The sequence below is a fragment of the Paenibacillus sp. OAE614 genome (assembly GCF_040546645.1).
GTDB classification, from domain to species: Bacteria; Bacillota; Bacilli; order Paenibacillales; family Paenibacillaceae; genus Paenibacillus_AQ; species Paenibacillus_AQ favisporus.
The window spans coordinates 1,523,598-1,546,196 of the sequence record NZ_JBEPOD010000001.1; the positions used below are offsets into that span (position 1 = coordinate 1,523,598).

A 22,599-nucleotide genomic window follows, 5' to 3' on the forward strand; every position below is an offset into this window, starting at 1 on the left:
TTGAAGCAGCTTAACGGAAAAGGCTGGCATCCCCCGGATGCCAGCCTTTTTTAATAGCGGTTCATTACTTCCATGCAGAATAAATATTTTCCGTATACTTTGAAATGGCTTCGTCGTAATCGGGATACGGATATCCGAGACGGCTAGACAACGCTTTGGAATATTTTCTGAAAAGCTCGTAACAAGTGAATAAAGATTTCCACATGTGCTCGTACCCGTTCTCCGCGTAGGTTGACAGCAGAGTCTCCCAATCTTCATCGGGAAGGTAACGGTCGATAAATTTATAATTTTTTCCTACGCTAAAGGTAAACCCGTGCTCAGAGCCAATTTGCCAGGCCATCATTCTCAGCAAATTCGGCCGGGCGACCTCGTTCAAGTGATCGATGGCAAACAGGATTTCTTTTCGCGCCAATCCCTTGACTACGTAAGTTGAAACCATCCAGAACTCATTGCAGCAATCGTCAAACTCCCTGACCGTAGGCTTCTTAATCCAATACTGGCGGTCATCCGCGATCACCTCACTTGTAATGAGAGCATCTTTATCCAGCAACACCTCGACCAAACCGTCGCTCTGGGTGAAATAATTCTCCACCTCATTGAATGGAATCAGGGTCAAGTCGACTTTATTGCCGTCTTCCAGGTGAATTAGATAGGAAAACCAATTGCCTAGTTCCGGCGGAAACAGCTCCATATCCTCAGGTTTTTGCATCATGATGCGGTTTCCCAAAAAATCTAGCCACCCGTCATGCTCCTTGAACGAATCCATTTCGGTTACAAAATAAGAAATGTCATAATCCTGGAATGCATCCGGAGGGATATTTGTGTTGGTGCGCGATCCTTCCAGGGTCACCAATCGAATCCGGTCATCGTGTTTTGCATAATCCAAAAGCAGCTTCATCATTTCTTGCTCACTTCGCATTTTGCCTTCAACCTCCCCTATTCTCTAGTTCTGCAATGTCATCCTTGAAGGAAGGCGGTCCGCGAATCGGAAGGGAACAGCGCTCTCGGCCTGAGGCACGTTATAACTTATCCAGCCGCTTTTCCATAAGTCATGGCCCTCCGTTTCTTGAACGATAATGTTTTATTTTACCATATATAAAAGGCATGCCCCAGCAAAAAAACATAACGTTTGCACTCCGGGAGGCGTTTATAATAATAGACGAGTCGAAGGAGGCGGGAGAATGGCCTTATTACGAGACAGTTCGCAGCGAGAAGAGCTAAAGGAGCAGTATGATCGTCTTTGGATCGAATTTCAGCATATGGAGGATCGAAAAGTTTGGGTTGAATAATCTGGAAGGAAGTGAACGGATGTTTTACCGCAGAAAATTTTACATTGTGAAAAATGAATTTGTGGACGTTTTCAACCGCCATTTTAATGAAACCAATTTACCGAATCAAATGAAACACGGCACCCGCCTGATCGGAAGATGGATGGTGCCTCGTGATGAATCCACAACCGAAATTTTTGCGATTTGGGAATATGACAGCCGCGATCAGTATGAGGAAATTGAGGCTAAAATAAGAAGCGACAAGGAACACGTACAGCGGATACAGAACTGGTACGACCAGCATGGCGGCAGGGACCGCGTGTATAAGGAGTATCTATTAGAGGTCCGAAATGAAGAGCTGTTATCTACGGTTGAACATGACGGATTGGCGGATTTGGAATCGGCCGGGCGGCAGCAGGAAAGAGCGACATGAGGAAATTTCCATTAACGATGGCATCGATGTTGTTATTCGGTTTCCTGCTCGCCTGTAATCAAAGCGACGATCTACCGGATAACGCTTTATCCACTGAGTCTTCATCGACGGATGACAACCCTGGCGAAGGTATGCAGCAGCCATCCTCTTCTTCTCAGGGCACTTCGGTTGAACGGGTCAGCCGGTTTCCGAAATCGTTCATTTCGGGATCGGTTGTGCTTGACGCGGCTTCGGATACGCGAGTGGTTCGTGCAGAAATCGTGACCCGGCAAGGGACTCTTCTCATGATTTCCCAAGGAAGGGAGGAACGGGGGCATCTAGCGGTTCCGAGCAATTACGGACGGGAAGGGGACCTGACGTTTCAGGCCGACTATTCCATCGTTTACAGGCAAGCCGGGAAGGAAGATACTCTGTTATTGGACCTGCCTGCCTTTTTATTTGTAAGACCCAATGACGAGAAGGTTCCTTTCGAGCAGGTACGTTTCCAAGACGCGGATGTTTACTTTCTTGCGCCTCAGTATAAGTCGGGTCATGGAATGGAGGCGTACGTGTTTGCGATCGACCGCCGCAGCGGCGAGGCCACAGCTTTAAAAGTCATGCAAAAGGGGCATGCTTTCGGCACGCTTGTGTATTCGGAAATAGAGCCTTCTCCGCACATCGAAAACGACCGCTTGGTGGTTCATCCCTCGATCGGAGCCGGGACTCCCGAAGAAGACACCCGCGATGTGTTATACCGGTTGGATTTGGCCAATAAGCGGTTAGTGGCAATCGATAATAAAAATTAATTATAGCTATGCTGTACATTGCCGCCTCCATCATGGACCATGAAGGATCAGCTTGCCGATTCTATTGCGCGATCCTGATCGTCGTCGTGGCAGTCGTCATGTTCTAAACACAAGCCGGTGAAACAGGAACGCAGCGGCGGCTGAAATCACGAGAGAAATCAACCATACCGTTATTTTTTGCGGCGTAATCCACGGACGGTCGGAGCCAAATTCAACCGTGGACGGCAGGGGTTCCGCACGGTTTGGATCATAGGCGGCCATCATGTTCGCTGTATGTTTTTGGGTCATATACATACCGAGGCCCGTCTGAATGCCGGTTTGAATAAGAACAAAACAAACGACAAAGATCAAAGGTAAAGCGATATACTTTAGCATAGATTGGTGAGATCCTCCGATTCTATTTTTGTTAAATGTTACCACAAATAAATTGGAGTTGTCTCTATTTCGATAGGCTTTTGACAAGCAAAAATCTGCTGAACCTGTGAAACCCTGCGGGAGCAGTGGATAAAAAGATCCTGGCGATCATGCCAAGGATCTTTTTAGTGCTTATGCCGGCAATACGGCGGCCGTTCGGGGGCAAAGCTGATGGGCTCGATTTTTTTCATAGATTCCGTGTGCCACAGAGCTCGTCTACGATTATAATAGTTTCAAGATGGCGGCTTGCAGCCGTCACTAATGTTAACCTTTCGTAAATGGAGAGTTGTCATGATCCAAAAAATCTTTACCTTGATGCTGATTTGCGCCCTTTGGCTTCCGGCAAACTCGGAGAGAGTTCAAGCTTCGGGGTTATCGTCATGGGAAGGGCCGATCCTTACGAAACGCGTACCCATACCCGTCGTCACAAGCCCGGCTGTATCCCCCAAGCTTTCAGATGAGGAAGCGAAGCGGCTAAGGGAGGCCTACGGCCTCGAGCAGCCTGAAACAGAGATACGGCAGAGCATCGGCGATTTCGGCGCCAGCTTCCGTATTCAAGAGCTGCTGGCATGGATATGCATTTTGTACCTGTCCTGGGCACGGCTGTGATGCAGATTACAGAACCTGATCCAGCCCTGTGCTATGATGGGGTCGGTTGAGTTAGTGATTATTTTCACAAAACTGACGGGGGAGATTGGACATGGCTCTGGCTCATCTATCGCTGATAGGCATTTTGCTGCGGTTCCTTCTGGGAGGTGCAGCCGTGGTGGCGGCATCGCTTATTGCCAAACGCGCGGGAGGAGCCGTCGGCGGCATTTTTGCCGCGTTCCCCGCCGTTTTTCTGGCGGCGCTGCTGACGATGAGGTTCGATTACGGGGCCCGTGAGCTGGTCGCCCATTCGATTGATTTGTCGCAAGGCGCTTTGATCGGTATGGCGATTAATGTGGCGTGCGCCGCGGCGGCAGGCTACTTGTGCACCAGCAAAGGATGGAAGAAGGGGCTGACCTTGTCCGTAGGCGGCTGGCTGCTCGTTTCGTTCACGATATCCTATGTGCTGTTCAGCTTGTAAAGGGGGAAACAGAACATGAAATTACGGGAGCTGCTGCTTCGGTTCGTGTTGGGCGGTCTGGCGGTCGTATTGAGCTATGTGGCGTCGGTCCTGCTGCCGTGGAAGGCGCTTGGCGGTATTTTTGCAGCGTTCCCCGCCGTGATGGTCGTCGCCGTGCTGATGGTCGGCCTCAGCCAGGGCTCGGAAAAGGCGGCCGCGGTTGCCAGAGGTTCGGTATACGGGATGACCGGCTGCGCTGTCTGCGTCGTGACGGTCTGGTATGCCCTGAAAATAACCGGCGCCTGGTGGCCCAGCCTGATGCTGGGACTTATAGGCTGGTTTGCCGGCTCGTTTGCGCTGCTGAAGGTGAGGGAGAAAGTGCAAAAAAACCAGCATATGCACCGGCTGCCGCGAAAACAGACCAAGCATGTGTAAATGGCCGACTTGCGTCAAGGATCAGTCATGCACAGGGATGCAGGACTTTTCCGTGATGGTGTGATATTTTTCACAGCGCAGGGTGCCCAGCCGTTTTACAATAAAGTTATGCAAGAGTCCTTTCCCGTTGAAGGAGGCAGATTCCATGGCTACACACATTCATGGCAAACATTTTGAAGTGACACCGGCACTCCAGGCGTATGCCGAGCAGAAGATCGGTTCGGCCCAATCCTGGTTTGACGAGACGGTGACCATCCATGTCACCCTGCTGCTGCAGGCCCGGAAACAGGAGCATGTCGTTGAAGCTACCATTCCCTATCACGGCATGGTCTTTCGGGTCGAAGTGAAGGATGCGGACATGTATACCGCCATTGACCAGGCCGCGGATAAGCTGGACCGCAAGCTCCGCAAGTACAAGGAGCGGGCGCGCCGCAAGCTGCGCAGCCACGGACGCTCGGTCGGCACCGGCATTCAGGACGGCGGACAGCCGGAACCGGAAGCGCCGGAGGAAGCCTTTGTCATTGCAAAAGAAAAGCGGCTCGTGATGAAGCCGGTGGATCTGCAGGAGGCCGTGCTGCAGATGAATTTGCTGGACCACAGCTTCCATCTGTTCTTGAACCGGAATACCAACCGTGAAGAAGTCGTTTACCGCAGGGCGGACGGCACTTACGGGCACCTCTTTGCTGATTAAGCCAGGTTTGTTGTCTTCAAGTCTTGATGACTCCTAACTGCTATTCCTTTGCGCCGAATGGAGAGCCATAGCTCCATTCGGTATTTTTTTGTTTAGACGATAGAATTTCGCAAAAAGCGCCTAAGCACCGCATTTTTCGGACCTTTAAAATTTTATAGATCGATGTGAGTAATGTCATAGTTAGCCCCCCTGGGGTTCCAGTAGGATGAACTCATCAAGGAGATGAGGGACCGGCAAAGGTCTCCAAGGAGGAGAAAACGATGGCTGTTAAAGAAAGCAAGCTGGAAACAAAGAACTCCGCCCAAGAAGAAGTGAACCGATTGGTCGCCCGCGCCAGGAAGGCGCAAGAAGCGTACCTGAACATGAATCAAGAGGAAATTGACGAAATTGTACAGGCGATGGCGCTGGCCGGCTTGGACCGGCACATGCCGCTCGCGAAGATGGCGGTCGAGGAGACCGGCCGGGGCGTCTACGAGGACAAAATCACCAAGAATATATTCGCGACGGAATACATCTATCACAGCATCAAGCATGACAAGACGGTCGGCGTTATCGAGGAGAACGCGTTTGAGAGCTACAAGAAGGTCGCCGAGCCGGTCGGCATCATCGCCGGCGTTACCCCGGTGACGAACCCGACGTCCACGACCATGTTCAAGACGCTGATCGCAACGAAGACGCGCAATCCGATCATCTTTGCCTTCCACCCTTCCGCCCAAAAGTGCAGCGCAGAAGCAGCCCGCACGCTGCGTGATGCCGGAATTGCGGCCGGCGCGCCAGAACACTGCGTGCAGTGGATTGAAACGCCGTCCCTGGAAGCGACGCAGCTGCTGATGAACCACCCCGACGTGGCGCTCGTGCTGGCAACCGGAGGCTCGGCGATGGTGAAATCCGCTTACAGCACGGGCAAACCCGCGCTTGGCGTCGGGCCGGGCAACGTTCCCTGCTTCATTGAGCAGTCTGCGGATTTGAAGCAAGCCGTGACCGACTTGATTCTCTCGAAGACGTTCGACAACGGCATGATCTGCGCTTCCGAGCAGGCCGTCATTATCGAGGAGCCGGTGTACGACCAGGTTCGGAAGCTGATGAAGGACAGCGGCTGCTACTTCCTGAACAAGGCCGAAACCGAGGCCGTGTCCAAGCTGGTCATCAACAGCGAGAAGTGCGCGGTAAACGGAGTCATCGTCGGCCAGCCGGCGGTAAAAATCGCCGAAATGTCCGGCATTCAGGTACCGCAGGACACCAAAATCCTCGTGGCCGAGCTGGCGGGCGTCGGTCCGGCCTACCCGCTGTCCGCAGAGAAGCTGAGCCCGGTGCTTGCCTGCTATAAGGTCAAGACGGCGGCGCAGGGCATCGAGCGCGCGGCCGAAGTGGTCCAATTCGGGGGCATGGGACACTCGTCCGTCATCCATTCGAACGATGACGCCGTCATCCAGGCGTTCGCCAACCGCCTGCAGACCGGGCGCGTGATCGTCAACTCGCCTTCGACGCACGGGGCGATCGGCGACATCTACAACACGAACCTGCCGTCGCTGACGCTCGGCTGCGGTTCGTACGGACACAACTCGACGACGTCCAACGTCACGTCGGTGAACCTGATCAACGTGAAACGCGTGGCCTACCGGACGGTCAACATGCAGTGGTTCAAGGTTCCGCCGAAGGTCTATTTTGAGAAGGGCGCGACGCAGTACCTTGAGAAAATGCCGAACATTTCCCGTGTGCTGGTCGTCACCGACGAGATGATGGTCAAGCTGGGATACGTCGAAAAGGTGGAGTACTACCTGCGCAAACGCGTCAACCCGGTAGCGATCGAAGTGTTCTCCGACGTGGAGCCGGATCCGTCCGTCGAGACGGTAGAGCGCGGCACGAGACTGATGGAGAGCTTTAAGCCCGACTGCATTATCGCGCTCGGTGGCGGCTCCCCGATGGATGCGGCCAAGGCGATGTGGCTCTTCTACGAATATCCGGACACCAGTTTCCACTCGCTGAAGCAGAAGTTCATGGATATCCGCAAGCGGGTCTATAAATACCCGCGCCTTGGAGAAAAAGCCCAGTTTGTCGCCATCCCGACCACTTCGGGCACCGGCTCGGAAGTGACCTCTTTTGCGGTCATCACGGACAAGAAGGAAGGGAATACGAAGTATCCGCTCGCCGATTACGAGCTGACGCCGGACGTGGCGATCATCGACCCGGAATTCGTGTACAGCCTGCCAAAAACGGCGGTGGCCGACACCGGCATGGACGTCCTCACGCATGCCATCGAGGCGTACGTTTCCGTCATGGCGAGCGATTACACCGACGGGCTTGCGCTTCATGCGATCCGGCTGGTGTTTGAAAATCTGGAAAAGTCCTTCCACACAGCGGATCCGCTGGCCAGGGAGAAGATGCATAACGCGTCGACGATTGCCGGCATGGCGTTTGCCAACGCCTTCCTCGGCATCAACCACAGCCTGGCCCACAAGTGGGGCGGCCAGTACCATACGGCCCACGGGCGGACGAATGCGATCCTGATGCCGCATGTCATCCGGTACAATGCGCAGAAACCGACGAAGTTCGCGTCGTTCCCAAAATACAACCATTTCGTGGCCGACCTGCGCTATGCGGAAATCGCCCGGATGCTCGGCCTGCCGTCCCGGAATACGGAGGAAGGTGTCAACAGCCTGATCGAGGCGGTGCGCAAGCTGAACCAGTCGCTGGGCATTCCGGAGAAATTCCAGGATCTCGGCTTTGACCCGGCCGATTTCGAGGCTAAAGTGGATTATTTGGCCGACCGTGCGTTCGAAGACCAGTGCACGACGGCCAACCCGCGGATGCCGCTGGTCAGTGAACTGGCGGACGTTTACCGGAACGCCTTCTACGGCAAATTCTAGGAGCTGCACCGCATGATCCAGCCGGCTGCCGACCGAAAGCGTCGGCAGCCTTCTTGTATCAGAATCGTGATGTGCGTTGATCGCAGTGGAAAGGAGTGATTCATATGCTGTCCGGCGTTATTTTGGCAGGCGGCAATCATGGTTCTACGAAAGGCGCACCTACCCTATTCCGGATGATTCAAGGAGAAACGCTGCTGCAGCGGCAGGTCCGTGAAATGCGGAAGTGCTGCGGCGAGATTACGATCGTGACGGACGATCCCCGGCCGCTGCTTCGCCAAGTGGACCGGGATATCCGGATCATTACGGATTATTATGTCGGAAAAGGAATGCTTGGCGGCATGCACGCGGGCCTCTCCCTGTCTAAACACCGGGCCGTGTGGATCATCGGGTGCCACATGCCGTATCCCTCGGCCGACGCCGCTGAGCTGATGGCGTTGAGGCTGGAGGAAGGGCTCGACGCCGTCCTGCCGATGATCGGCGGCAGGCTCCATCCGCTTCACGGTATTTATGATCGCTCCTGCGCCGTGTATTTTGGGCAGTTTCTGGAGAGCGGCCATACGGAAGCTGATGGTCTGGTTCAACTGCTTCGTTATCTGGCGGTTGCGGAAACGGATTTCGGATATCAAGGCATGGACGGCGGCTTTGTTCGTACACTCGAAGATGCTTGGGGAGATGCGCTGACCGAATTTTTGGCTGACGAAGGGAAAGCATCAACATCGTTCAAATAAAAATAAGCGGCAGCGAAGATGGTGAAAAAAGTGAAAAGAGTGAGAAAAATCACTGTCTTTAACCTGTGAAAAAAGTAACATGAAAGCATAGAAAACGGAGGTGCTTGATCATGGCGATGAAAGAAAGCGAAGTAAAGAACCGGGCTGGATTCGAGGAGGCATGGCGTGGTTTTGCGGGAGGCAGCTGGCAGAAGAATATTGACGTCAATTCATTTATCGGGCGCAACCTCACACCGTATGAGGGCGATGAGCAGTTCCTTGCGCCGCCAACAGAGAACACGCTGGAGCTGTGGGAGCAGGTCAGCCAGCTGTTGAAGGAAGAGCGGGAGCGGGGCGGCGTTCACGACGTGGACGTGAACACGGTCTCCACCATAACCTCGCATGCACCGGGATACATCGACCAAGACAAGGAAACCATCGTTGGATTGCAGACCGACGCACCGCTTAAGCGTGCCGTTCAGCCGTTCGGCGGTATCCGGATGGTCGTCGATGCCTGCAATGCATACGGGTATCAATTGAACCCGGAGCTGGAGCGCATTTTTACCGATCTGCGCAAGACGCATAACCAAGGCGTGTTTGACGCCTATACGTCCGAGATGCGAGCAGCCCGCAAGGCCGGCATTATCACGGGCCTTCCGGATGCCTACGGACGGGGCCGGATTATCGGCGACTACCGCCGCGTGACGCTGTACGGTGTCGACCGCCTCATCCAGGGCAAGAAGGAGGAGCTGCTCCAGCTCGAAGTCGACGCGATGAGCGAAGACGTCATCCGGCTGCGCGAAGAGCTGTCCGAACAGATCCGTAGCCTCGGCGAGCTGAAGGCGATGGCCGCATCTTACGGACATGATATCTCGAGACCCGCGATGAATGCCAAAGAGGCGGTGCAGTGGCTCTACTTCGCTTATCTGGCAGCCATTAAGGAGCAGAACGGAGCGGCGATGAGCCTTGGCCGGGTATCCAGCTTCCTGGACATTTATATCGAGCGCGACCTCGCAGAAGGCACGCTGACGGAGAGCCTGGCGCAGGAGATCGTCGACCATTTCGTCATGAAGCTGCGGATCGTCAAATTTTTGCGCACGCCGGACTACAACGAGCTGTTCAGCGGCGACCCGACATGGGTGACCGAGTCGGTCGGCGGCATGGGGCTTGACGGCAAAACGCGCGTGACGCGGAACTCCTTCCGCTTCCTGCATACCCTCTACAACCTGGGACCTGCGCCCGAGCCGAACCTGACGGTGCTGTGGTCGGCACAGCTGCCGGAGAACTTCAAGAAGTTCTGCGCCAAAGTGTCGGCCGAGACCAGTTCGATCCAGTACGAAAACGACGACCTGATGCGTCCGCACTTCGGCGACGATTACGGCATCGCCTGCTGCGTATCCGCGATGCGGATCGGCAAGCAGATGCAGTTCTTCGGAGCCCGGGCCAATCTGGCCAAGGCGCTCTTGTACGCCGTCAACGGCGGCGTCGACGAGAAGAGCGGCGCCCAGGTCGGACCGGCCATCGCGCCGATCACGTCCGAGGTGCTGGACTATGAGGAAGTGAAAGCGAAGTTCGACGTCATCCAGGATTGGCTGGCGAAATTGTATATCAACACGCTGAACGTGATCCATTACATGCATGACAAATACTGCTACGAGCGCATCGAAATGGCCCTTCATGACCGGGATATTGTCCGGACGATGGCCTGCGGTATTGCCGGCCTGTCGGTCGTGGCCGACAGCCTGAGCGCCATTCGTTACGCGAAGGTTCGCCCGATCCGCAACGAAAAAGGGATCGCGGTCGATTTTGAAATCGAAGGCGAGTATCCGCAGTACGGCAATAACGACGACCGGGTCGACCAGCTCGCCGTGGAGCTGGCGGAAGGGTTCATGAACCGGCTGCGCAAGCATAAAACGTACCGCGGCGCGATTCCGACCATGTCGGTTCTGACGATTACGTCAAACGTCGTATACGGCAAGAAGACGGGCAGCACGCCGGACGGCCGCAAGGCCGGACAGCCGTTTGCACCGGGCGCGAATCCGATGCACGGACGCGACCGCAAAGGCGCGCTCGCTTCGCTGGCTTCGGTCGCCAAAATCCCTTACGAGCACAGCCTGGACGGCATTTCCAATACTTTCTCGATCATTCCGAAGGCGCTCGGCAAAGAGGACGCGGCCAGACACAGCAACCTGGCGGCGCTGCTGGACGGCTATACCGCAAGCGGCGGACATCATCTGAACGTCAACGTCTTTAACCGCGAGCAGCTGCTGGATGCAATGGAGCATCCGGAGAACTATCCGCAGCTGACCATCCGGGTATCCGGGTATGCGGTCAACTTCATCAAGCTGACGCGGGAGCAGCAGCTGGATGTCATCAGCCGCACGTTCCACGGAGAGATCTGACGTTACCGTTACGATTAGCAAGGCAATAAAGCAATGAAATCAAAAGTTGTCATCAAGAGAGGAGCGTGGCCCGCATGAAAGGCAGAATACATTCCATGGACACCTTCGGTACGGTGGACGGACCGGGCATCCGCTTCGTCCTGTTCATGCAGGGCTGCGCGCTGCAGTGCCAATTTTGCCATAACCCCGATACGTGGGATATGAAGGGGGGACGCCAAGTTACCGTCGAGGAGGTTCTCCGGGAAATCGAACCCTATGTGCCTTACTATAAAAGCTCGGGTGGCGGCATCACGGTGACGGGGGGCGAACCGACGCTTCAGGCGCCTTTTGTGGCCCAGCTGTTCAAGGCTTGCAAGGAGCGGTTCGGCCTGCACACGGCGCTCGACAGCTCGGGTTTCTGCGAACCGTCTCATGCAGGCGAACTGATGCGCTATACGGATCTGGTCCTGCTCGATCTGAAGCAGCTGAACAACGAGAAGCATGAGCGGCTGACCTCGCAGCCGAATGACCGGATTCTGAAATTTGCGGCATGGCTGTCCGCCATCGGGAAGCCGGTATGGATTAGACATGTTCTGATACCGGGGATCACCGATCAGGCAGGAGATCTGACGCTGCTGGGGGAATTTATCGGACACCTGCGCAATGTGGAGAAAGTCGAGCTGCTGCCCTATCACCGGATGGGCGTATACAAATGGCAGCAGTTAGGCCGCCCGTACGCGCTGGAAGGCGTGCCTACGCCAACGGACCGCGAGGTGGAGCGCGCAAGAGAGCTGATCGAGGCGGCGCGGAGGGTTGCGACGTCCCGGCCATAATAGGGAGCAGAGAGTCGGGAACAGGATCCGGCAGCCCTTAGCCCCGGCCCTATTTCCGAATCGTTCGCCGGAATCCTCTCTGCCGTCGATTCCATCCGAATCCGTCCGGATATTTCCTGAGCGCTGCGTCGTTCCGTTTACGGGGCTGCCCTAAGGGACTTACCGAGCTCTGGTGTGATTTTTCTCATAGGATCAGGGGCTCACCCCTATGAAAAATCAGTGCATCCCCCGATAGGTTAATCCATCCCGAAGGGTTATGATAAAGGCAAAGATGTGCGGAAGGGGAAATGAACGATGGGGCAGACCGTGACGGGGACACAGGCGAAGCATGGCCGGGAGGGCTTGGAGCCGCTGCTGTCGCAAGAGAGCTTCGAGAAGCTGGAGAGCATCATGTATAAGCGCAGCGTGGAAAAGGGCAGCTGCCTGTTCTGGGAAGGCGATCCGGCCGACAAGCTGTATTTCATCATCGAGGGCCGGGTCAGGACGACGAAGACCTCGGACAGCGGGCGGGCTTTGACGCTGTACCTGCATCATGAAGGGGATCTGGTCGGGCAGATGGACCCGTTCCAGGATTCGATGCACAGCTTCAGCGCCGAGGTCATGGAGGATGCCAGGGTCGGGGTCATTCAGCGCAAAGACCTGGAGGTTCTGCTCTGGCAGCACGGCGATCTGGCCGTCGAGTTCATGAAATGGATGGGTCTGATGCATCGTTTGACGCAAACCAAATTCCGCGATCTCATGATGTTCGGCAAGACGGGAGCGCTCTGTTCGCTGTTGATTCGGCTTGGGAATTCGTATGGAACGGAGCGGGAAGAAGGTGTCTATATCGATTTGAAAATCAACAATTCCGAAATGGCCGACATGATCGGGGCCACGCGCGAAAGCGTGAACCGGATGCTGAGCGATTTGAAAAAGGAAGACGTGATCGAAACGGTGGACGGCCATATCATCATCAAGGACCTTCACTATCTGCGGGATATTTGCCGGTGCGAGAACTGTCCGAAAGAAATATGCCGTATGTAATCCGGACCGGCGTGGGGAAGACCGGGCAGCTGCTGCCTGGTCTTCCTTTTGCTGCGCAGCAGGCATTCCGTACGGAGTGAGCCCACATTACAAACCAAGCTGGCCTTTTTGCATATATAGGTGGCGGCTCCCTGAGCGGGGAATCGGGGGATCCCCTTACATCAAACAGGCGGGCTTTTTTAGAAATCAGAAAATATAAACGGACGAGGCTAAACATCCGGATCTCGCAAAAAAGCTTCAACTAAACGCGGTCCGGATTCATAGAATGTACGTCGCTAGACGTTTCTATTTTCAATAGAACTATTGGGAAAATAGGAATATCGATGTTCATGAAGCGCACGACTCGATAGAGGGGGATATGCATGGAAAGGGCAGTGACAGACGACGAATTCGACCGCCGGCTGGAATGGATTCGCCTGAAAAGCGGAAGCGATTTCATCGCTTATGCGCAGCCGGCCGGCAGCTCCCGCAGGATGGGATGGGACCGCATCCTGGGTGGCAGCAATGTCCGGGTGCGGCAGATGACGATCAAGCCCGGCGTTGGTTTGGGCGGCATGGTGATGCGCCATGGCACGATATATACGGCTCACGAAGGGGAAAACCCGTTCATGCGTGAAGAATGTCCGGTCATGCTCGCCGAAAAGCTGCTCTCCGGTATGGCATTTCCGGTAACCACTGGCCATTCCACTGCAAGCAGCGGTATTCTATTGCTAGGGAGACGGGATGGCAGGGCATATGCCAAGACGGAGACGGCGTGGATCAAGTCCGCGTTATCCGGAAGAAGCGCCTGTGAACCCGGCAAGAAATGATATGATTAGATCATAAAAGCAAAAGGAGGACGCCATGATCAACATTATCATTGTGGACGACCATGCCATGGTCAGGTCCGGGCTTCGCATGCTGCTGAGCGCGGCGCCCGACATTGAGGTGGCGGCTGAAGCATCCGAAGGGGACGAAGGCATCCGCATGGCCCTTGAGCATCAGCCGAACGTTGTCCTGATGGACTTAAGCATGCCTCACGGGAAGGACGGCTTAACGGCGGCGACCGAGCTCAAGCAGCAGCTGCCGGAAGTGGCGGTTCTCATTCTGACCATGCATGACGACGACGAATACTTGTTCCGGGCGATTCATGCCGGCGCCGCGGGATATGTGCTCAAGAGCGCGCCCCATGAAGAGCTGCTTACCGCGATCCGCACGGTCGCTGGGGGCGACGCCTATTTGTATCCGACGGCGACGAAGCGGCTGATGAACGAATATGTGGAGCAGATGCGGAGGGGCGAGAGCACCGATTTGTTCGACGGCCTCTCGGAACGCGAGAAGGAGGTCTTGTCGCTGACGGCCATGGGCTATGCCAACAAAGAAATCGCCGAGCAGCTCGTGATCAGCGTCAAAACCGTCGAGACGCATAAGAGCAATCTAATGGAGAAGCTGGGGCTGAAAACCCGTCCGGAGCTGATTAAATACGCCATGAAGAAGGGGCTGCTGCAATTTGAATAAACAACCAGAACCCGGAAGGAAGATCATCGCCGAGCATGTCGAGTCGCTTCTGTCCAAGCTCGATGAGCAGCTCCCGGAATCCCGGTTCCGCACGGACTTGCGGGAATCGCTGAAACAGCTGGCGGATGTCAAATTCGCCCTGGACGAGTCGTCGATCGTGGCGGTGACCGATCACCGGGGGAAGATCCAATACGTCAACGATAAATTTTGCGAAATCTCGAAATACGACCGCTCGGAGCTCTTGGGCCAGGACCACCGGATCATCAACTCAGGGACGCATTCCAAAGCGTTTATGCGCGACTTGTGGAGCACCATCTCCTCCGGGCGGGTCTGGACCGGAGATATCCGGAACCGGGCCAAAGACGGGACTTATTATTGGGTGAACACGACGATCGTCCCGTTCATAGGCGAGGACGGGAAGCCTTATCAATATTTGGCCATCCGCAACGAAGTCACCCGCCTGAAAAGGGTGGAGGAAGAGCTGCAGGAAACGCTGGCCAAGGTCATGACCATTCAGGAAGAAGAGCGGCGCAAATTTTCGCGCGAGCTCCATGACGGCATCGGGCAGAGCTTGTTTTCCCTGCTGATCCAGCTGGACCGGGCCATTGCCTCCCCTGAGCCTGAGAAAGAAGACCTTCGCGGGATCCGCGAGCATGTCGCGGGGGTCATCGAGGAAGTCCGGGGGCTCGCCTGGGAACTGCGGCCGTCCGTTTTGGATGATCTCGGCATCGTCCCTGCGATCCGGACTTATATCGAAAACTATGCATCCCATTATGGGATCAAGGTTGCGTTTGAATGCAATTTGCGGAAGCGTCTGGATATCCAGAAGGAAACCGTGATCTACCGGGTCATTCAGGAGGCGCTGACCAATATCGCCAAATATGCCGACGTTTCCGAGGCTGAGGTGGAGATCAGGGAGCAAGAAGAGGAGGTTGCCGTGCGCATCAGCGACCAGGGGGCCGGTTTCGAGCCGTCCCTGCCAACCCAAGGGGTGGGACGCTTCAGTATGGCGGAGCGGGCCCGAATTGCCGGCGGCCGACTCCGGATCGACTCCGCGCCGGGAAGCGGGACGACGGTAACGTTGACGCTGCCGAAATCAACGGCGAAACTGTGAGAAAGCTCACTTCTTTTTTTCGACTTAACCCGTAAGATGGGGGCTAGAAGGAGATGACAACGATGAGCGAAAAAGCATTCGTCATGATTAAACCCGACGGCGTCCGGCGGGGGCTGGTCGGCGAAATCGTCAGCCGCTTTGAGAAGAAGGGACTCCGTCTGCTGCGCGGCGAAATCATGGAAATTTCCCAGGAAACGGCGCGCGTGCATTACGGCCATCTTCAGGACAAGCCGTTCTTTGAAGAACTGGTCGAATACATTACGTCCGGACCGGTTTTTGCCATGATCGTGGAAGGGAAGGAAGCGGTGGCTAACGCGCGTTCCCTCATCGGTCCCACCAATCCGGCTGAGGCGCCTCCCGGCACGATCCGCGGCGACTTCGGGCTGGCCGTTGAAGAGAATGTCATCCACGGATCCGATTCGGCGGAGCATGCGCGCAGGGAAATCCGGTTATTTTTCGAAAATAGCGTTTGAACGCCACAAGTGTAATATAGGTCACAGTTTCAGCTCATGTTCGGATATATAATGAAACTGCAGGGGGAAGCCGAAAAGAGCATGCATGACGGACTTTCAAGCATTGTAACTTTGGAGGCCCGGCCTCTTCCGCCCGATGATGTGAAGTGTTTCACAACTCTGGCAGTCTTTCGCATCATGACCTGGATGAGCAGTCCTATCACGAGAAAGAGGTGAACGGTGATGACCGAGATCAATCGACTCCGCGACCTGACGACGTTTATGATCCACTGCTGCTATACTTGTCCGAAAGCTTACGAGTGCACGACCGAAGAGCAATGCCTGGCCTGCTGGAAGGCACAGCATACAGGTGTTGAAGAGAACCCGGATGCGGAAACGACGGAAAAGCTTTTGAAGGAGTACGCACTTTAGGCCGAGCATGGCGGGTGAACGCCGTGAGAAAGCTATCGCTACAAAATTAAGGTTTGTCCCAAATAGGCTAGATCATTGGGTCGTCATTTCCGGCGGCCTTTTTTATTTGGATTTAAATTTTGCATGCGCGAATTGGATTTTTCTATTACACAAGCCGCTGGAGTTCCCCTATATTTATAATTACTACTTTTCTTATAGGATTTATAGAAAATTCCGTAGGTGGCATGGCGGAAAAAATCAGTGGGAGGCGAAGTCCAATATGGCTGATCTGAATGAGTATTTGAAGCAAAAGAGGAATGCGCTGCTGCTCCGGCGAGCAAAGGCCGAAGCGGAGCCGGCGCAGGCCGTCAACACGCTGCGTGCCAAAGTGTCGGCCAAGGGAAGAAGCGGGGTGCGCGAAATCCGGATCCGGGATTACCGGGTGATCAGCGACAGTCCGCCTGACTTTGCCGGCTATGACCTGGGGCCTTCGTCACCTGAGCTTCAGCTCGGCGTGCTCGGCAGCTGCCTGACGCATATTACGCTTATTCAAGCCGCGGAACGCGAGGTGTCCCTGCACAGCCTGGAAGTCGAAGTGGAGGCGCAGATGCATCCGCTGGCGGGAAGACCCGGATACGAGCATATTCCTATCTACCCGCATGACATCCGCTACCGGCTAATCATTGAATCAGACGAAAGCGAGGAGACGCTGCAGGCGCTGCACGAGGCTGTCGAACGGGTCTGCCCGATTTTCAATTTGCTCCGTGATCCCCAGGCGATCGAAGGCGAGCTGGTCCTCAGCCGGCCGGAGGAGGCTGTATGATGACCAGAAGGCAATTAAAGCTGGGTGCAAATCTCAATGGCGTCGGCAACAGCATTTCTTTCTGGAGGCATCCCTCTATTCCCACCGATGCGAGCGTAAGCCTGGAGTTTTACAAGCAGCAGGCGCTGAAGGCGGAAGAGGGGAAATTCGATTTGCTGTTCATCGCAGACGGTTTGTACATTAACGAAAAGTCCAATCCTCATTTTCTGAACCGGTTCGAGCCGCTGACCCTGTTGTCCGCCCTGTCGGCCGTGACGACGAATATCGGCCTCGTAGCCACCCTGTCCACGTCCTACAGCGAGCCGTTCACCGTGGCCCGGCAGTTCGCTTCTATCGATAAATTAAGCGGGGGCAGAGCGGGTTGGAATGTGGTCACCTCGCCGCTGGAGGGCTCTGCGCTCAATTTCGGCAAGGGAGAGCACCCCCAGCATTCCCTGCGGTACGAAATCGCCGAGGAACATGTGAAGGTTGTCAAAGGGCTGTGGGATTCCTGGGAGGATGACGCGTTTGTCGGGGATAAGGCGGCAGGGGTATTTTTCGACCCGTCCAAGCTGCATACGCTGCACCATCAAGGCAAGCACTTTTCCGTGCAGGGGCCGCTCAACATCGCACGGTCAAAGCAGGGGCATCCGGTCATCTTTCAAGCCGGATCCTCCGAGTCCGGCAGGGATTTGGCGGCCCGCACCGCGGACGCGATTTATACCGCGCACGAGACGCTGGAGGAAGCACGCGCTTTCTACCAGGACGTCAAAGGGCGAGCCGCATCGTACGGCCGCAAGCCGGAGGAGCTGCTGATCTTCCCGGGAATCGGGCCGATCGTCGGCCGCACAGAGGAGGAGGCGGAGCGGAAATACCGCGAGATTGCGGAGCTCGTTTCGATCGATCAGGCGCTGAATTACTTGGGACGTTATTTTGACCATTTCGACTTTTCGCAATTCCCCTTGGACGAGCCGTTCCCGGACATCGGCGATTTGGGCAGCAACAGCTTCCGCAGCACGACGGATAAAATCAAGCAGGAAGCCAGGGAGCAGGGGCTCACGCTCCGCGAAGTGGCGCTGCGCGCTTCGACCCCGCGCACCTCATTTATCGGTACCCCGGAGCGGGTCGCCGACCTGATTCAGGAATGGTTTGAAGAAGGGGCAGCCGACGGCTTCAATGTCCGGACCGTCGTACCGAACGGATTGGCCGATTTCGTCGATCTCGTGGTGCCGATCCTTCAAGCGAGGGGCCTGTACCAGACGGAGTACGAAAGCGATACGCTGCGCGGGAATCTCGGGCTGCCGGTCCCGGCCAACCGGTACGCGGCTCAAAATCTCGCCAAGGCAGTCCACGAAGCTTAGTCGTCATTGCACCGGCATGCTTGGCACTGCATCTGTGCACGGAAAGTACCTTCCAGCGTTCGTAGCCGTTTCATTGCAGCATATCTACTGCCGATTCGTTCGGTTGACCGCCGTGGACTAAGGAGAAGAAGATGCTTTCTTCTCCTTTTTTGCCGTTCCTTCCAAATCCATAACAAAACACCTGTATCGTCCCCTGAAGCGGGTTTATGCTATTAAACGAACTGTAAACCTATGGAAACGATGCGTTTGTGACGGTAAACGTCCACCCGCAGCAGTGAGTCGTTCCAAGAGAATGCAGGAATGAACTGCTGAATCCTTTTGCACATTCCCTGAAGTTTATCATGCGATGGAAAGCCCTCCACATGGAGGGCTTTCGGCATGTTACGGCAGGGTAGGCTTCCCGGAAGGGAACCCGGAACGCCTGCGCCGGTGCTTATGGTTTGCGTGCCTGCCGGTTTGCGTGATCGGCGAGCGCGATCTCCTTTTCGCTAAAGAGCTTCGCGGGACGGCGGTTTTTTTAAGCGGGGCTGCGGATGAAACTCCGTCATCGGATAAAACGGGGCACTCCCTCAGCGCGTTAAAGTTCACCGGTTCAATGGAACATGCTTGCATCGTCCAAGCAATTTCGGGATTGGTAAATACCCGAAGCTCGCGCTCCCGGATCTCTGTCCATTCGGACAAGCCCCGCAGCACTACATCCACGTAACCGGGATGGCACATAATCTCGGTAATCCCATCCGGAGCAGAGCGGATATAGTGCAGCAGCCGCTGCAGGCCTTCGCTGTCGCCATAGGTGTCCAGAAGGACCCGGTCTGTCATTTTCAGATTAGGCGGGGAAAGATGAGGATGTTCAATCTGCGATCTCCGGAGCGGGATCCGGTGCCTGCACGCCAGCTCAGCCATCACTCGGTAGATCACAGGGTCTTCCTGATGCAGCAGCTGATGTGAATCCAGGTGTGTGGGGAACAGGGAGGTTTCCAGGAACCGGTTCCACTGGGCATCCAGCTCGGCGGCAACATCGGCGGCATTCCGGCTGCGTCTGATTTTACCATCAAGAAATACCCCGTTCTCTCTCACCAGCGAAGGGACGGCAGCCGGGTCCGACAAGGGCCGTCCATATGTCAGGTTAAAATGCAGCCCGACGCCGAGACCGGGCAGCGAGCGTGCTGCATGCACAGCGTCCGCCAAACCGGGCATATTGACCATCATCGAGGTGCTGGTGATTCCACCGGCTCGGTATGCCTCAATAATGCCGCGGTTCACGGCAGGTGACAGGCCAAAATCGTCTGCATTGATAATGACTTGCCGGTTCATCGCAGCGCACTCCCTCCATCGTTCATAGAATCTGGCCATAAATAACCGATGATACAGCTTAATGCGGTACGCAGGCGTTTGGAAACGTACGGACGCCCGGCCGGGAAGGTTTTCCCGGATCGTACCCGGACAGTGGTGACCGGGCGCATTTTTATACTTTTTTTAGATTTGGTTTAGAGGCGTTTTAGAGACGGGGGATAAGATGGTGATTAGAGGGCCAGGGCGAGTCCGCTCCGAAGGCGGACGGCAGCTGCCATCCCGGGACCCGGGCTTTCTAATTCTTGAAACAATGGAGGATATGATGAGAAAAAAATGGTTGTCGGCAGGAGCGGTGGTCGGGCTGGGTGCGGTTATGCTGTTCGCAAGCGGGTATTCCGTCATGGCGAACACATCCGGATATGAAGCTTACAAATCAGCGTTTACGCATACGAAGGGTGCTGACAGTATGGCTTCCCATGTCGTATGGAGTTTGAGCGATAACGGTACGAAGGTGCTGTCCGGTACGACGGACATGAAGGTCAATCACGCCAAGCAGGCGATGAGCATGACGGCGGTGGTAGATGACGGTACACGGACACATACGATGCAGACTTACAGACAGGACGGCAAGATGATTCTTAAGAGCAGTGATTCGGAAGTATATCGGGTGATGGACCAGGCGCCAGAGTGGCAGCATGACGGTAAAGCGGCCCAAATGCCGCAAGCCGCGGAGCAGGTAATGGAAGCGCTGATGGGGAACATCAAGGATTTGGCGACAGTGGAGACGGGCAGCGACGGTACGAAGGAGGCGGAGCTCCATTTATCGGGCAGCCAGATTCCGGCCGTGGTGAATGCCGTAGGCTCACTCATCGCTTCCAAGTCCGGCAGCGCGGATGGCTGGAATCACGGTGCGGCGGTTCAGGGACATCTGCCGGCCGGAAATTCGGAATGGAAGATGAATCTGCCGAAGCTGACGGATGAGATCAAGGTGGAGCAGGTCGATTTGGATGCCAAAATCGGCAAAAACGCTGCCTTGGAAAACCAATCGGCGGAAATCCGGGTTACGGGGAAGGATGCGGCAGGAGCAGCGCATGTGCTCACCTTCCAGCTGAACGCCGGCTTCTCGGGGTATGACGCAACGACACCAGATCGGATCGATCTCGCGGGTAAACAGACCGAGAAGGTCGAAAACCATTGGGATAGAAACGGCTGGAAGCATCACTAAGCAGGAAGGCTAAGCAGGAAGGCAGCGGCCGGGCAGGAGAAGGTCCGGCCGCCCTTTTTTAGAAGGAGGGATTGAACGCATGAACAGCGTACTTGAAGTGGAGGGAATCACCAAGCTTTTTCGTAACCACCGCGGGGTCAAAGAAGTGTCATTTACCGCCTCGGAGGGCGAAGTATTCGGATTCATCGGGCCCAACGGCGCGGGCAAGACGACGGTGCTCAAAATCATAACGGGCTTAATCCGGCCTGATCGGGGAAACGTCCGGATCATGGGGCATGATATCGCGGAGCGTTTTGAACAGGCCATCAGCCATACCGGGTGTATCATTGAGACCCCGGAAGCTTATGAATACATGAGCGCCCGCGATAATTTGAAGCTGTCGGCACGGTTTTACCGGGATCTGCCGGCGAGCCGGATTGACGAGGTATTGGAGAAGGTCGGTCTCAAGCCATACCGTCATGAACGGGTGCGCGGTTTTTCGCTGGGAATGAAGCAGCGGTTGGGGCTGGCGTCAGCGCTGCTATCCGCTCCGCGGCTGGTGCTGCTCGACGAACCGACGAACGGTCTGGATATCGAAGGGATGGCCGATTTTCGCAGCACGGTCCGGCAGCTGGCAGACCAAGGAATCACCTTCCTCATTTCCAGCCACCTGATCCACGATCTGAGCTTGATCGCGGACCGCGTCGGCGTGATGCGTGAAGGTCATCTGATCAGCCTGGGAAGGGAAAACGAATGGAACGGGGCAGGTCTGTCGCTGGAACAATACGTCACTTTTAAATTGCTGGAGTCCAAGAAGGGGGAGCGCGATGCACAGCTTATACGCCAATCTGCTGAATGAAACGGAGAAGCTCTGGCGGCAGCGCCGGACGAAGGGATTTCTGCTGTTGGCTCTGATCCTGCCAGTCGCTACCGTGCTGCTGTCCAGCCTTCTGAAGATGAGGGCAGGCATGCTGTTTGGACTGGAGGGAAGCCTTCCGGTGGCCATGCTTCACTTGTTCACCTTTGCGATCATTCCGCTCTACATGGCGGCTACAGCGGCCCACTCGTTTCCCGGGGAGGTGGCGGCCCGCACGATGAAGCTGGTTCTGCTGCGGCCCGTTACACGTGCCCGGGCGTACGCGTCTAAAGTGATCGCCATCGCGGTGTTTGCCGCCCTATGCCTTGGCGTGCTCTGGATCGCCTCAACCGTATCGGCGTGGGCGGTCGGGGGACCGGCAGGCGGCATGGCGGACAGCCTGAAGGCGTACGCCGCTTCCTTTGTGCCGATGATGGCCATCGGCCTAGTGTGCGTATTTATTGCGCAGCTGTTTTCGTCCGGAACCAGCGCCTTAATGACCATCGTGCTGATCTACGCCGCGGCCAAAGCGCTGCCTTTGCTGCTGCCGCAACTGTCTGCCTGGTCCGTCTTTTCCTACACACGCTGGGATGTGCTGTGGACCGGCAGCGGAGCGCCGGCGGGTACACTGCTCAATACGTTTCTCCTGCTGCTGTCTTATATTATAATGGCTTATGCGGCGGGATTCATGATGTTCGCGAGAAAACAGCTCTAAGGAGATTGG

General features: G+C 55.6%; 24 protein-coding genes. 21 read left to right on the forward strand and 3 right to left on the reverse strand.

Translation table 11 applies throughout. The annotated features are described in order from the left end of the window. Window positions 1-64 precede the first annotated feature (64 nt). Window positions 65-919, reverse strand: coding sequence for an aminoglycoside 6-adenylyltransferase (gene ant(6) / locus ABIE48_RS07395; protein ID WP_192714912.1), 855 nt, complete (start codon window positions 917-919; stop codon window positions 65-67). A gap of 389 nt (window positions 920-1,308) precedes the next feature. Here ant(6) and ABIE48_RS07400 point away from each other — a divergent pair, with 389 nt between their 5' ends. Both ABIE48_RS07400 and ABIE48_RS07405 read left to right on the forward strand, forming a co-directional pair. Then, a complete protein-coding gene (locus ABIE48_RS07400; protein ID WP_192714911.1) occupies window positions 1,309-1,701 on the forward strand; it encodes an NIPSNAP family protein in 393 nt (130 codons plus the stop codon). After that, entirely contained in the window at window positions 1,698-2,486 is a 789-nt protein-coding gene (locus ABIE48_RS07405; protein ID WP_192714910.1) for a hypothetical protein, read from the forward strand. The genes ABIE48_RS07400 and ABIE48_RS07405 overlap by 4 nt, the downstream gene beginning before the upstream one ends. 96 nt (window positions 2,487-2,582) lie before the next feature. On the opposite strand, the gene ABIE48_RS07410 is transcribed toward ABIE48_RS07405, so the two are convergent. Then, window positions 2,583-2,861 (reverse strand): hypothetical protein, encoded by a 279-nt coding sequence (locus ABIE48_RS07410; RefSeq protein ID WP_354518623.1) that lies wholly within the window; start codon window positions 2,859-2,861, stop codon window positions 2,583-2,585. A gap of 330 nt (window positions 2,862-3,191) precedes the next feature. Here ABIE48_RS07410 and ABIE48_RS07415 point away from each other — a divergent pair, with 330 nt between their 5' ends. The 16 genes from ABIE48_RS07415 to ABIE48_RS07490 all read left to right on the forward strand — a co-directional run bounded on the left by ABIE48_RS07415 (window position 3,192) and on the right by ABIE48_RS07490 (window position 18,522). Then, entirely contained in the window at window positions 3,192-3,509 is a 318-nt protein-coding gene (locus ABIE48_RS07415; protein WP_192714908.1) for a hypothetical protein, read from the forward strand. Between the two features lie 97 nt (window positions 3,510-3,606). Then, entirely contained in the window at window positions 3,607-3,969 is a 363-nt protein-coding gene (locus tag ABIE48_RS07420) for a DUF3147 family protein (RefSeq protein WP_145023206.1), read from the forward strand. Window positions 3,970-3,984: 15 nt separating this feature from the next. Further along, window positions 3,985-4,383: a DUF3147 family protein gene (locus ABIE48_RS07425; RefSeq protein WP_076168807.1), complete on the forward strand. Its 399-nt coding sequence runs from the start codon at window positions 3,985-3,987 to the stop codon at window positions 4,381-4,383. A gap of 145 nt (window positions 4,384-4,528) precedes the next feature. Beyond that, entirely contained in the window at window positions 4,529-5,074 is a 546-nt protein-coding gene (gene hpf / locus ABIE48_RS07430) for a ribosome hibernation-promoting factor, HPF/YfiA family (protein ID WP_192714907.1), read from the forward strand. Window positions 5,075-5,334: 260 nt separating this feature from the next. After that, a complete protein-coding gene (gene adhE / locus ABIE48_RS07435; protein ID WP_192714906.1) occupies window positions 5,335-7,941 on the forward strand; it encodes a bifunctional acetaldehyde-CoA/alcohol dehydrogenase in 2,607 nt (868 codons plus the stop codon). Window positions 7,942-8,045: 104 nt separating this feature from the next. Beyond that, window positions 8,046-8,669, forward strand: a complete 624-nt coding sequence (gene mobA / locus ABIE48_RS07440; protein WP_192714905.1) for a molybdenum cofactor guanylyltransferase — start codon at window positions 8,046-8,048, stop codon at window positions 8,667-8,669. Window positions 8,670-8,779: 110 nt separating this feature from the next. Next, window positions 8,780-11,050: a formate C-acetyltransferase gene (pflB, locus tag ABIE48_RS07445; RefSeq protein WP_192714904.1), complete on the forward strand. Its 2,271-nt coding sequence runs from the start codon at window positions 8,780-8,782 to the stop codon at window positions 11,048-11,050. Between the two features lie 74 nt (window positions 11,051-11,124). Then, on the forward strand, window positions 11,125-11,862 hold the full coding sequence (pflA, locus tag ABIE48_RS07450) for a pyruvate formate-lyase-activating protein (protein ID WP_192714903.1): 738 nt from the start codon (window positions 11,125-11,127) through the stop codon (window positions 11,860-11,862). A 294-nt stretch (window positions 11,863-12,156) separates the two neighbouring features. Continuing rightward, window positions 12,157-12,885 carry a Crp/Fnr family transcriptional regulator gene (locus tag ABIE48_RS07455; RefSeq protein ID WP_145949329.1) on the forward strand — a complete coding sequence of 243 codons (729 nt, stop codon included), beginning with the start codon at window positions 12,157-12,159 and terminating at the stop codon, window positions 12,883-12,885. A 362-nt stretch (window positions 12,886-13,247) separates the two neighbouring features. Next, window positions 13,248-13,694, forward strand: a complete 447-nt coding sequence (locus ABIE48_RS07460) for a hypothetical protein (RefSeq protein ID WP_192714902.1) — start codon at window positions 13,248-13,250, stop codon at window positions 13,692-13,694. A 34-nt stretch (window positions 13,695-13,728) separates the two neighbouring features. After that, entirely contained in the window at window positions 13,729-14,382 is a 654-nt protein-coding gene (locus tag ABIE48_RS07465; protein ID WP_145022471.1) for a response regulator transcription factor, read from the forward strand. Then, window positions 14,375-15,496 (forward strand): sensor histidine kinase, encoded by a 1,122-nt coding sequence (locus ABIE48_RS07470; RefSeq protein ID WP_192714901.1) that lies wholly within the window; start codon window positions 14,375-14,377, stop codon window positions 15,494-15,496. Before ABIE48_RS07465 ends, ABIE48_RS07470 begins: the two co-directional genes overlap by 8 nt. A 62-nt stretch (window positions 15,497-15,558) precedes the next feature. Next, window positions 15,559-15,969 carry a nucleoside-diphosphate kinase gene (gene ndk / locus ABIE48_RS07475; protein ID WP_192714900.1) on the forward strand — a complete coding sequence of 137 codons (411 nt, stop codon included), beginning with the start codon at window positions 15,559-15,561 and terminating at the stop codon, window positions 15,967-15,969. Window positions 15,970-16,191: 222 nt separating this feature from the next. Next, the gene (locus tag ABIE48_RS07480; protein WP_192714899.1) at window positions 16,192-16,380 is read left to right on the forward strand and encodes a hypothetical protein; all 189 of its coding nucleotides are present in this window, start codon (window positions 16,192-16,194) and stop codon (window positions 16,378-16,380) included. Between the two features lie 259 nt (window positions 16,381-16,639). Further along, window positions 16,640-17,182 carry an OsmC family protein gene (locus ABIE48_RS07485; RefSeq protein WP_192714898.1) on the forward strand — a complete coding sequence of 181 codons (543 nt, stop codon included), beginning with the start codon at window positions 16,640-16,642 and terminating at the stop codon, window positions 17,180-17,182. Continuing rightward, window positions 17,179-18,522 carry an LLM class flavin-dependent oxidoreductase gene (locus ABIE48_RS07490; protein ID WP_192714897.1) on the forward strand — a complete coding sequence of 448 codons (1,344 nt, stop codon included), beginning with the start codon at window positions 17,179-17,181 and terminating at the stop codon, window positions 18,520-18,522. Before ABIE48_RS07485 ends, ABIE48_RS07490 begins: the two co-directional genes overlap by 4 nt. 381 nt (window positions 18,523-18,903) lie before the next feature. Here ABIE48_RS07490 and ABIE48_RS07495 read toward each other — a convergent pair whose 3' ends face one another. Continuing rightward, complete coding sequence (locus tag ABIE48_RS07495) at window positions 18,904-19,836, reverse strand: carbohydrate deacetylase (RefSeq protein WP_192714896.1); 933 nt, start codon at window positions 19,834-19,836, stop codon at window positions 18,904-18,906. A 301-nt stretch (window positions 19,837-20,137) separates the two neighbouring features. Here ABIE48_RS07495 and ABIE48_RS07500 point away from each other — a divergent pair, with 301 nt between their 5' ends. From ABIE48_RS07500 to ABIE48_RS07510, 3 genes are all read left to right on the forward strand, one after another. Further along, window positions 20,138-21,040, forward strand: a complete 903-nt coding sequence (locus ABIE48_RS07500; RefSeq protein WP_192714895.1) for a hypothetical protein — start codon at window positions 20,138-20,140, stop codon at window positions 21,038-21,040. A gap of 79 nt (window positions 21,041-21,119) precedes the next feature. After that, on the forward strand, window positions 21,120-21,878 hold the full coding sequence (locus ABIE48_RS07505) for an ABC transporter ATP-binding protein (RefSeq protein WP_192714894.1): 759 nt from the start codon (window positions 21,120-21,122) through the stop codon (window positions 21,876-21,878). Then, window positions 21,847-22,590: an ABC transporter permease gene (locus tag ABIE48_RS07510; RefSeq protein WP_192714893.1), complete on the forward strand. Its 744-nt coding sequence runs from the start codon at window positions 21,847-21,849 to the stop codon at window positions 22,588-22,590. The genes ABIE48_RS07505 and ABIE48_RS07510 overlap by 32 nt, the downstream gene beginning before the upstream one ends. The last annotated feature ends 9 nt before the right edge of the window (window positions 22,591-22,599 follow it).

What these genes read in the sequence shown, in the direction of transcription:
- pflA (WP_192714903.1), top strand. Translation starts at nt 11,125, where the DNA reads ATGAAAGGCAGAATACATTCCATGGACACCTTCGGTACGGTGGACGGA.
- ABIE48_RS07505 (WP_192714894.1), top strand. Translation starts at nt 21,120, where the DNA reads ATGAACAGCGTACTTGAAGTGGAGGGAATCACCAAGCTTTTTCGTAAC.
- ndk (WP_192714900.1), top strand. Translation starts at nt 15,559, where the DNA reads ATGAGCGAAAAAGCATTCGTCATGATTAAACCCGACGGCGTCCGGCGG.
- ABIE48_RS07455 (WP_145949329.1), top strand. Translation starts at nt 12,157, where the DNA reads ATGGGGCAGACCGTGACGGGGACACAGGCGAAGCATGGCCGGGAGGGC.
- ABIE48_RS07400 (WP_192714911.1), top strand. Translation starts at nt 1,309, where the DNA reads ATGTTTTACCGCAGAAAATTTTACATTGTGAAAAATGAATTTGTGGAC.
- ABIE48_RS07415 (WP_192714908.1), top strand. Translation starts at nt 3,192, where the DNA reads ATGATCCAAAAAATCTTTACCTTGATGCTGATTTGCGCCCTTTGGCTT.
- ABIE48_RS07425 (WP_076168807.1), top strand. Translation starts at nt 3,985, where the DNA reads ATGAAATTACGGGAGCTGCTGCTTCGGTTCGTGTTGGGCGGTCTGGCG.
- ABIE48_RS07490 (WP_192714897.1), top strand. Translation starts at nt 17,179, where the DNA reads ATGATGACCAGAAGGCAATTAAAGCTGGGTGCAAATCTCAATGGCGTC.
- ABIE48_RS07500 (WP_192714895.1), top strand. Translation starts at nt 20,138, where the DNA reads ATGAGAAAAAAATGGTTGTCGGCAGGAGCGGTGGTCGGGCTGGGTGCG.
- ABIE48_RS07410 (WP_354518623.1), bottom strand. Translation starts at nt 2,861, where the DNA reads ATGCTAAAGTATATCGCTTTACCTTTGATCTTTGTCGTTTGTTTTGTT.
- ABIE48_RS07465 (WP_145022471.1), top strand. Translation starts at nt 13,729, where the DNA reads ATGATCAACATTATCATTGTGGACGACCATGCCATGGTCAGGTCCGGG.
- ABIE48_RS07460 (WP_192714902.1), top strand. Translation starts at nt 13,248, where the DNA reads ATGGAAAGGGCAGTGACAGACGACGAATTCGACCGCCGGCTGGAATGG.
- ABIE48_RS07480 (WP_192714899.1), top strand. Translation starts at nt 16,192, where the DNA reads ATGACCGAGATCAATCGACTCCGCGACCTGACGACGTTTATGATCCAC.
- ABIE48_RS07485 (WP_192714898.1), top strand. Translation starts at nt 16,640, where the DNA reads ATGGCTGATCTGAATGAGTATTTGAAGCAAAAGAGGAATGCGCTGCTG.
- mobA (WP_192714905.1), top strand. Translation starts at nt 8,046, where the DNA reads ATGCTGTCCGGCGTTATTTTGGCAGGCGGCAATCATGGTTCTACGAAA.
- ABIE48_RS07405 (WP_192714910.1), top strand. Translation starts at nt 1,698, where the DNA reads ATGAGGAAATTTCCATTAACGATGGCATCGATGTTGTTATTCGGTTTC.
- ABIE48_RS07495 (WP_192714896.1), bottom strand. Translation starts at nt 19,836, where the DNA reads ATGAACCGGCAAGTCATTATCAATGCAGACGATTTTGGCCTGTCACCT.
- hpf (WP_192714907.1), top strand. Translation starts at nt 4,529, where the DNA reads ATGGCTACACACATTCATGGCAAACATTTTGAAGTGACACCGGCACTC.
- pflB (WP_192714904.1), top strand. Translation starts at nt 8,780, where the DNA reads ATGGCGATGAAAGAAAGCGAAGTAAAGAACCGGGCTGGATTCGAGGAG.
- ABIE48_RS07510 (WP_192714893.1), top strand. Translation starts at nt 21,847, where the DNA reads ATGCACAGCTTATACGCCAATCTGCTGAATGAAACGGAGAAGCTCTGG.
- adhE (WP_192714906.1), top strand. Translation starts at nt 5,335, where the DNA reads ATGGCTGTTAAAGAAAGCAAGCTGGAAACAAAGAACTCCGCCCAAGAA.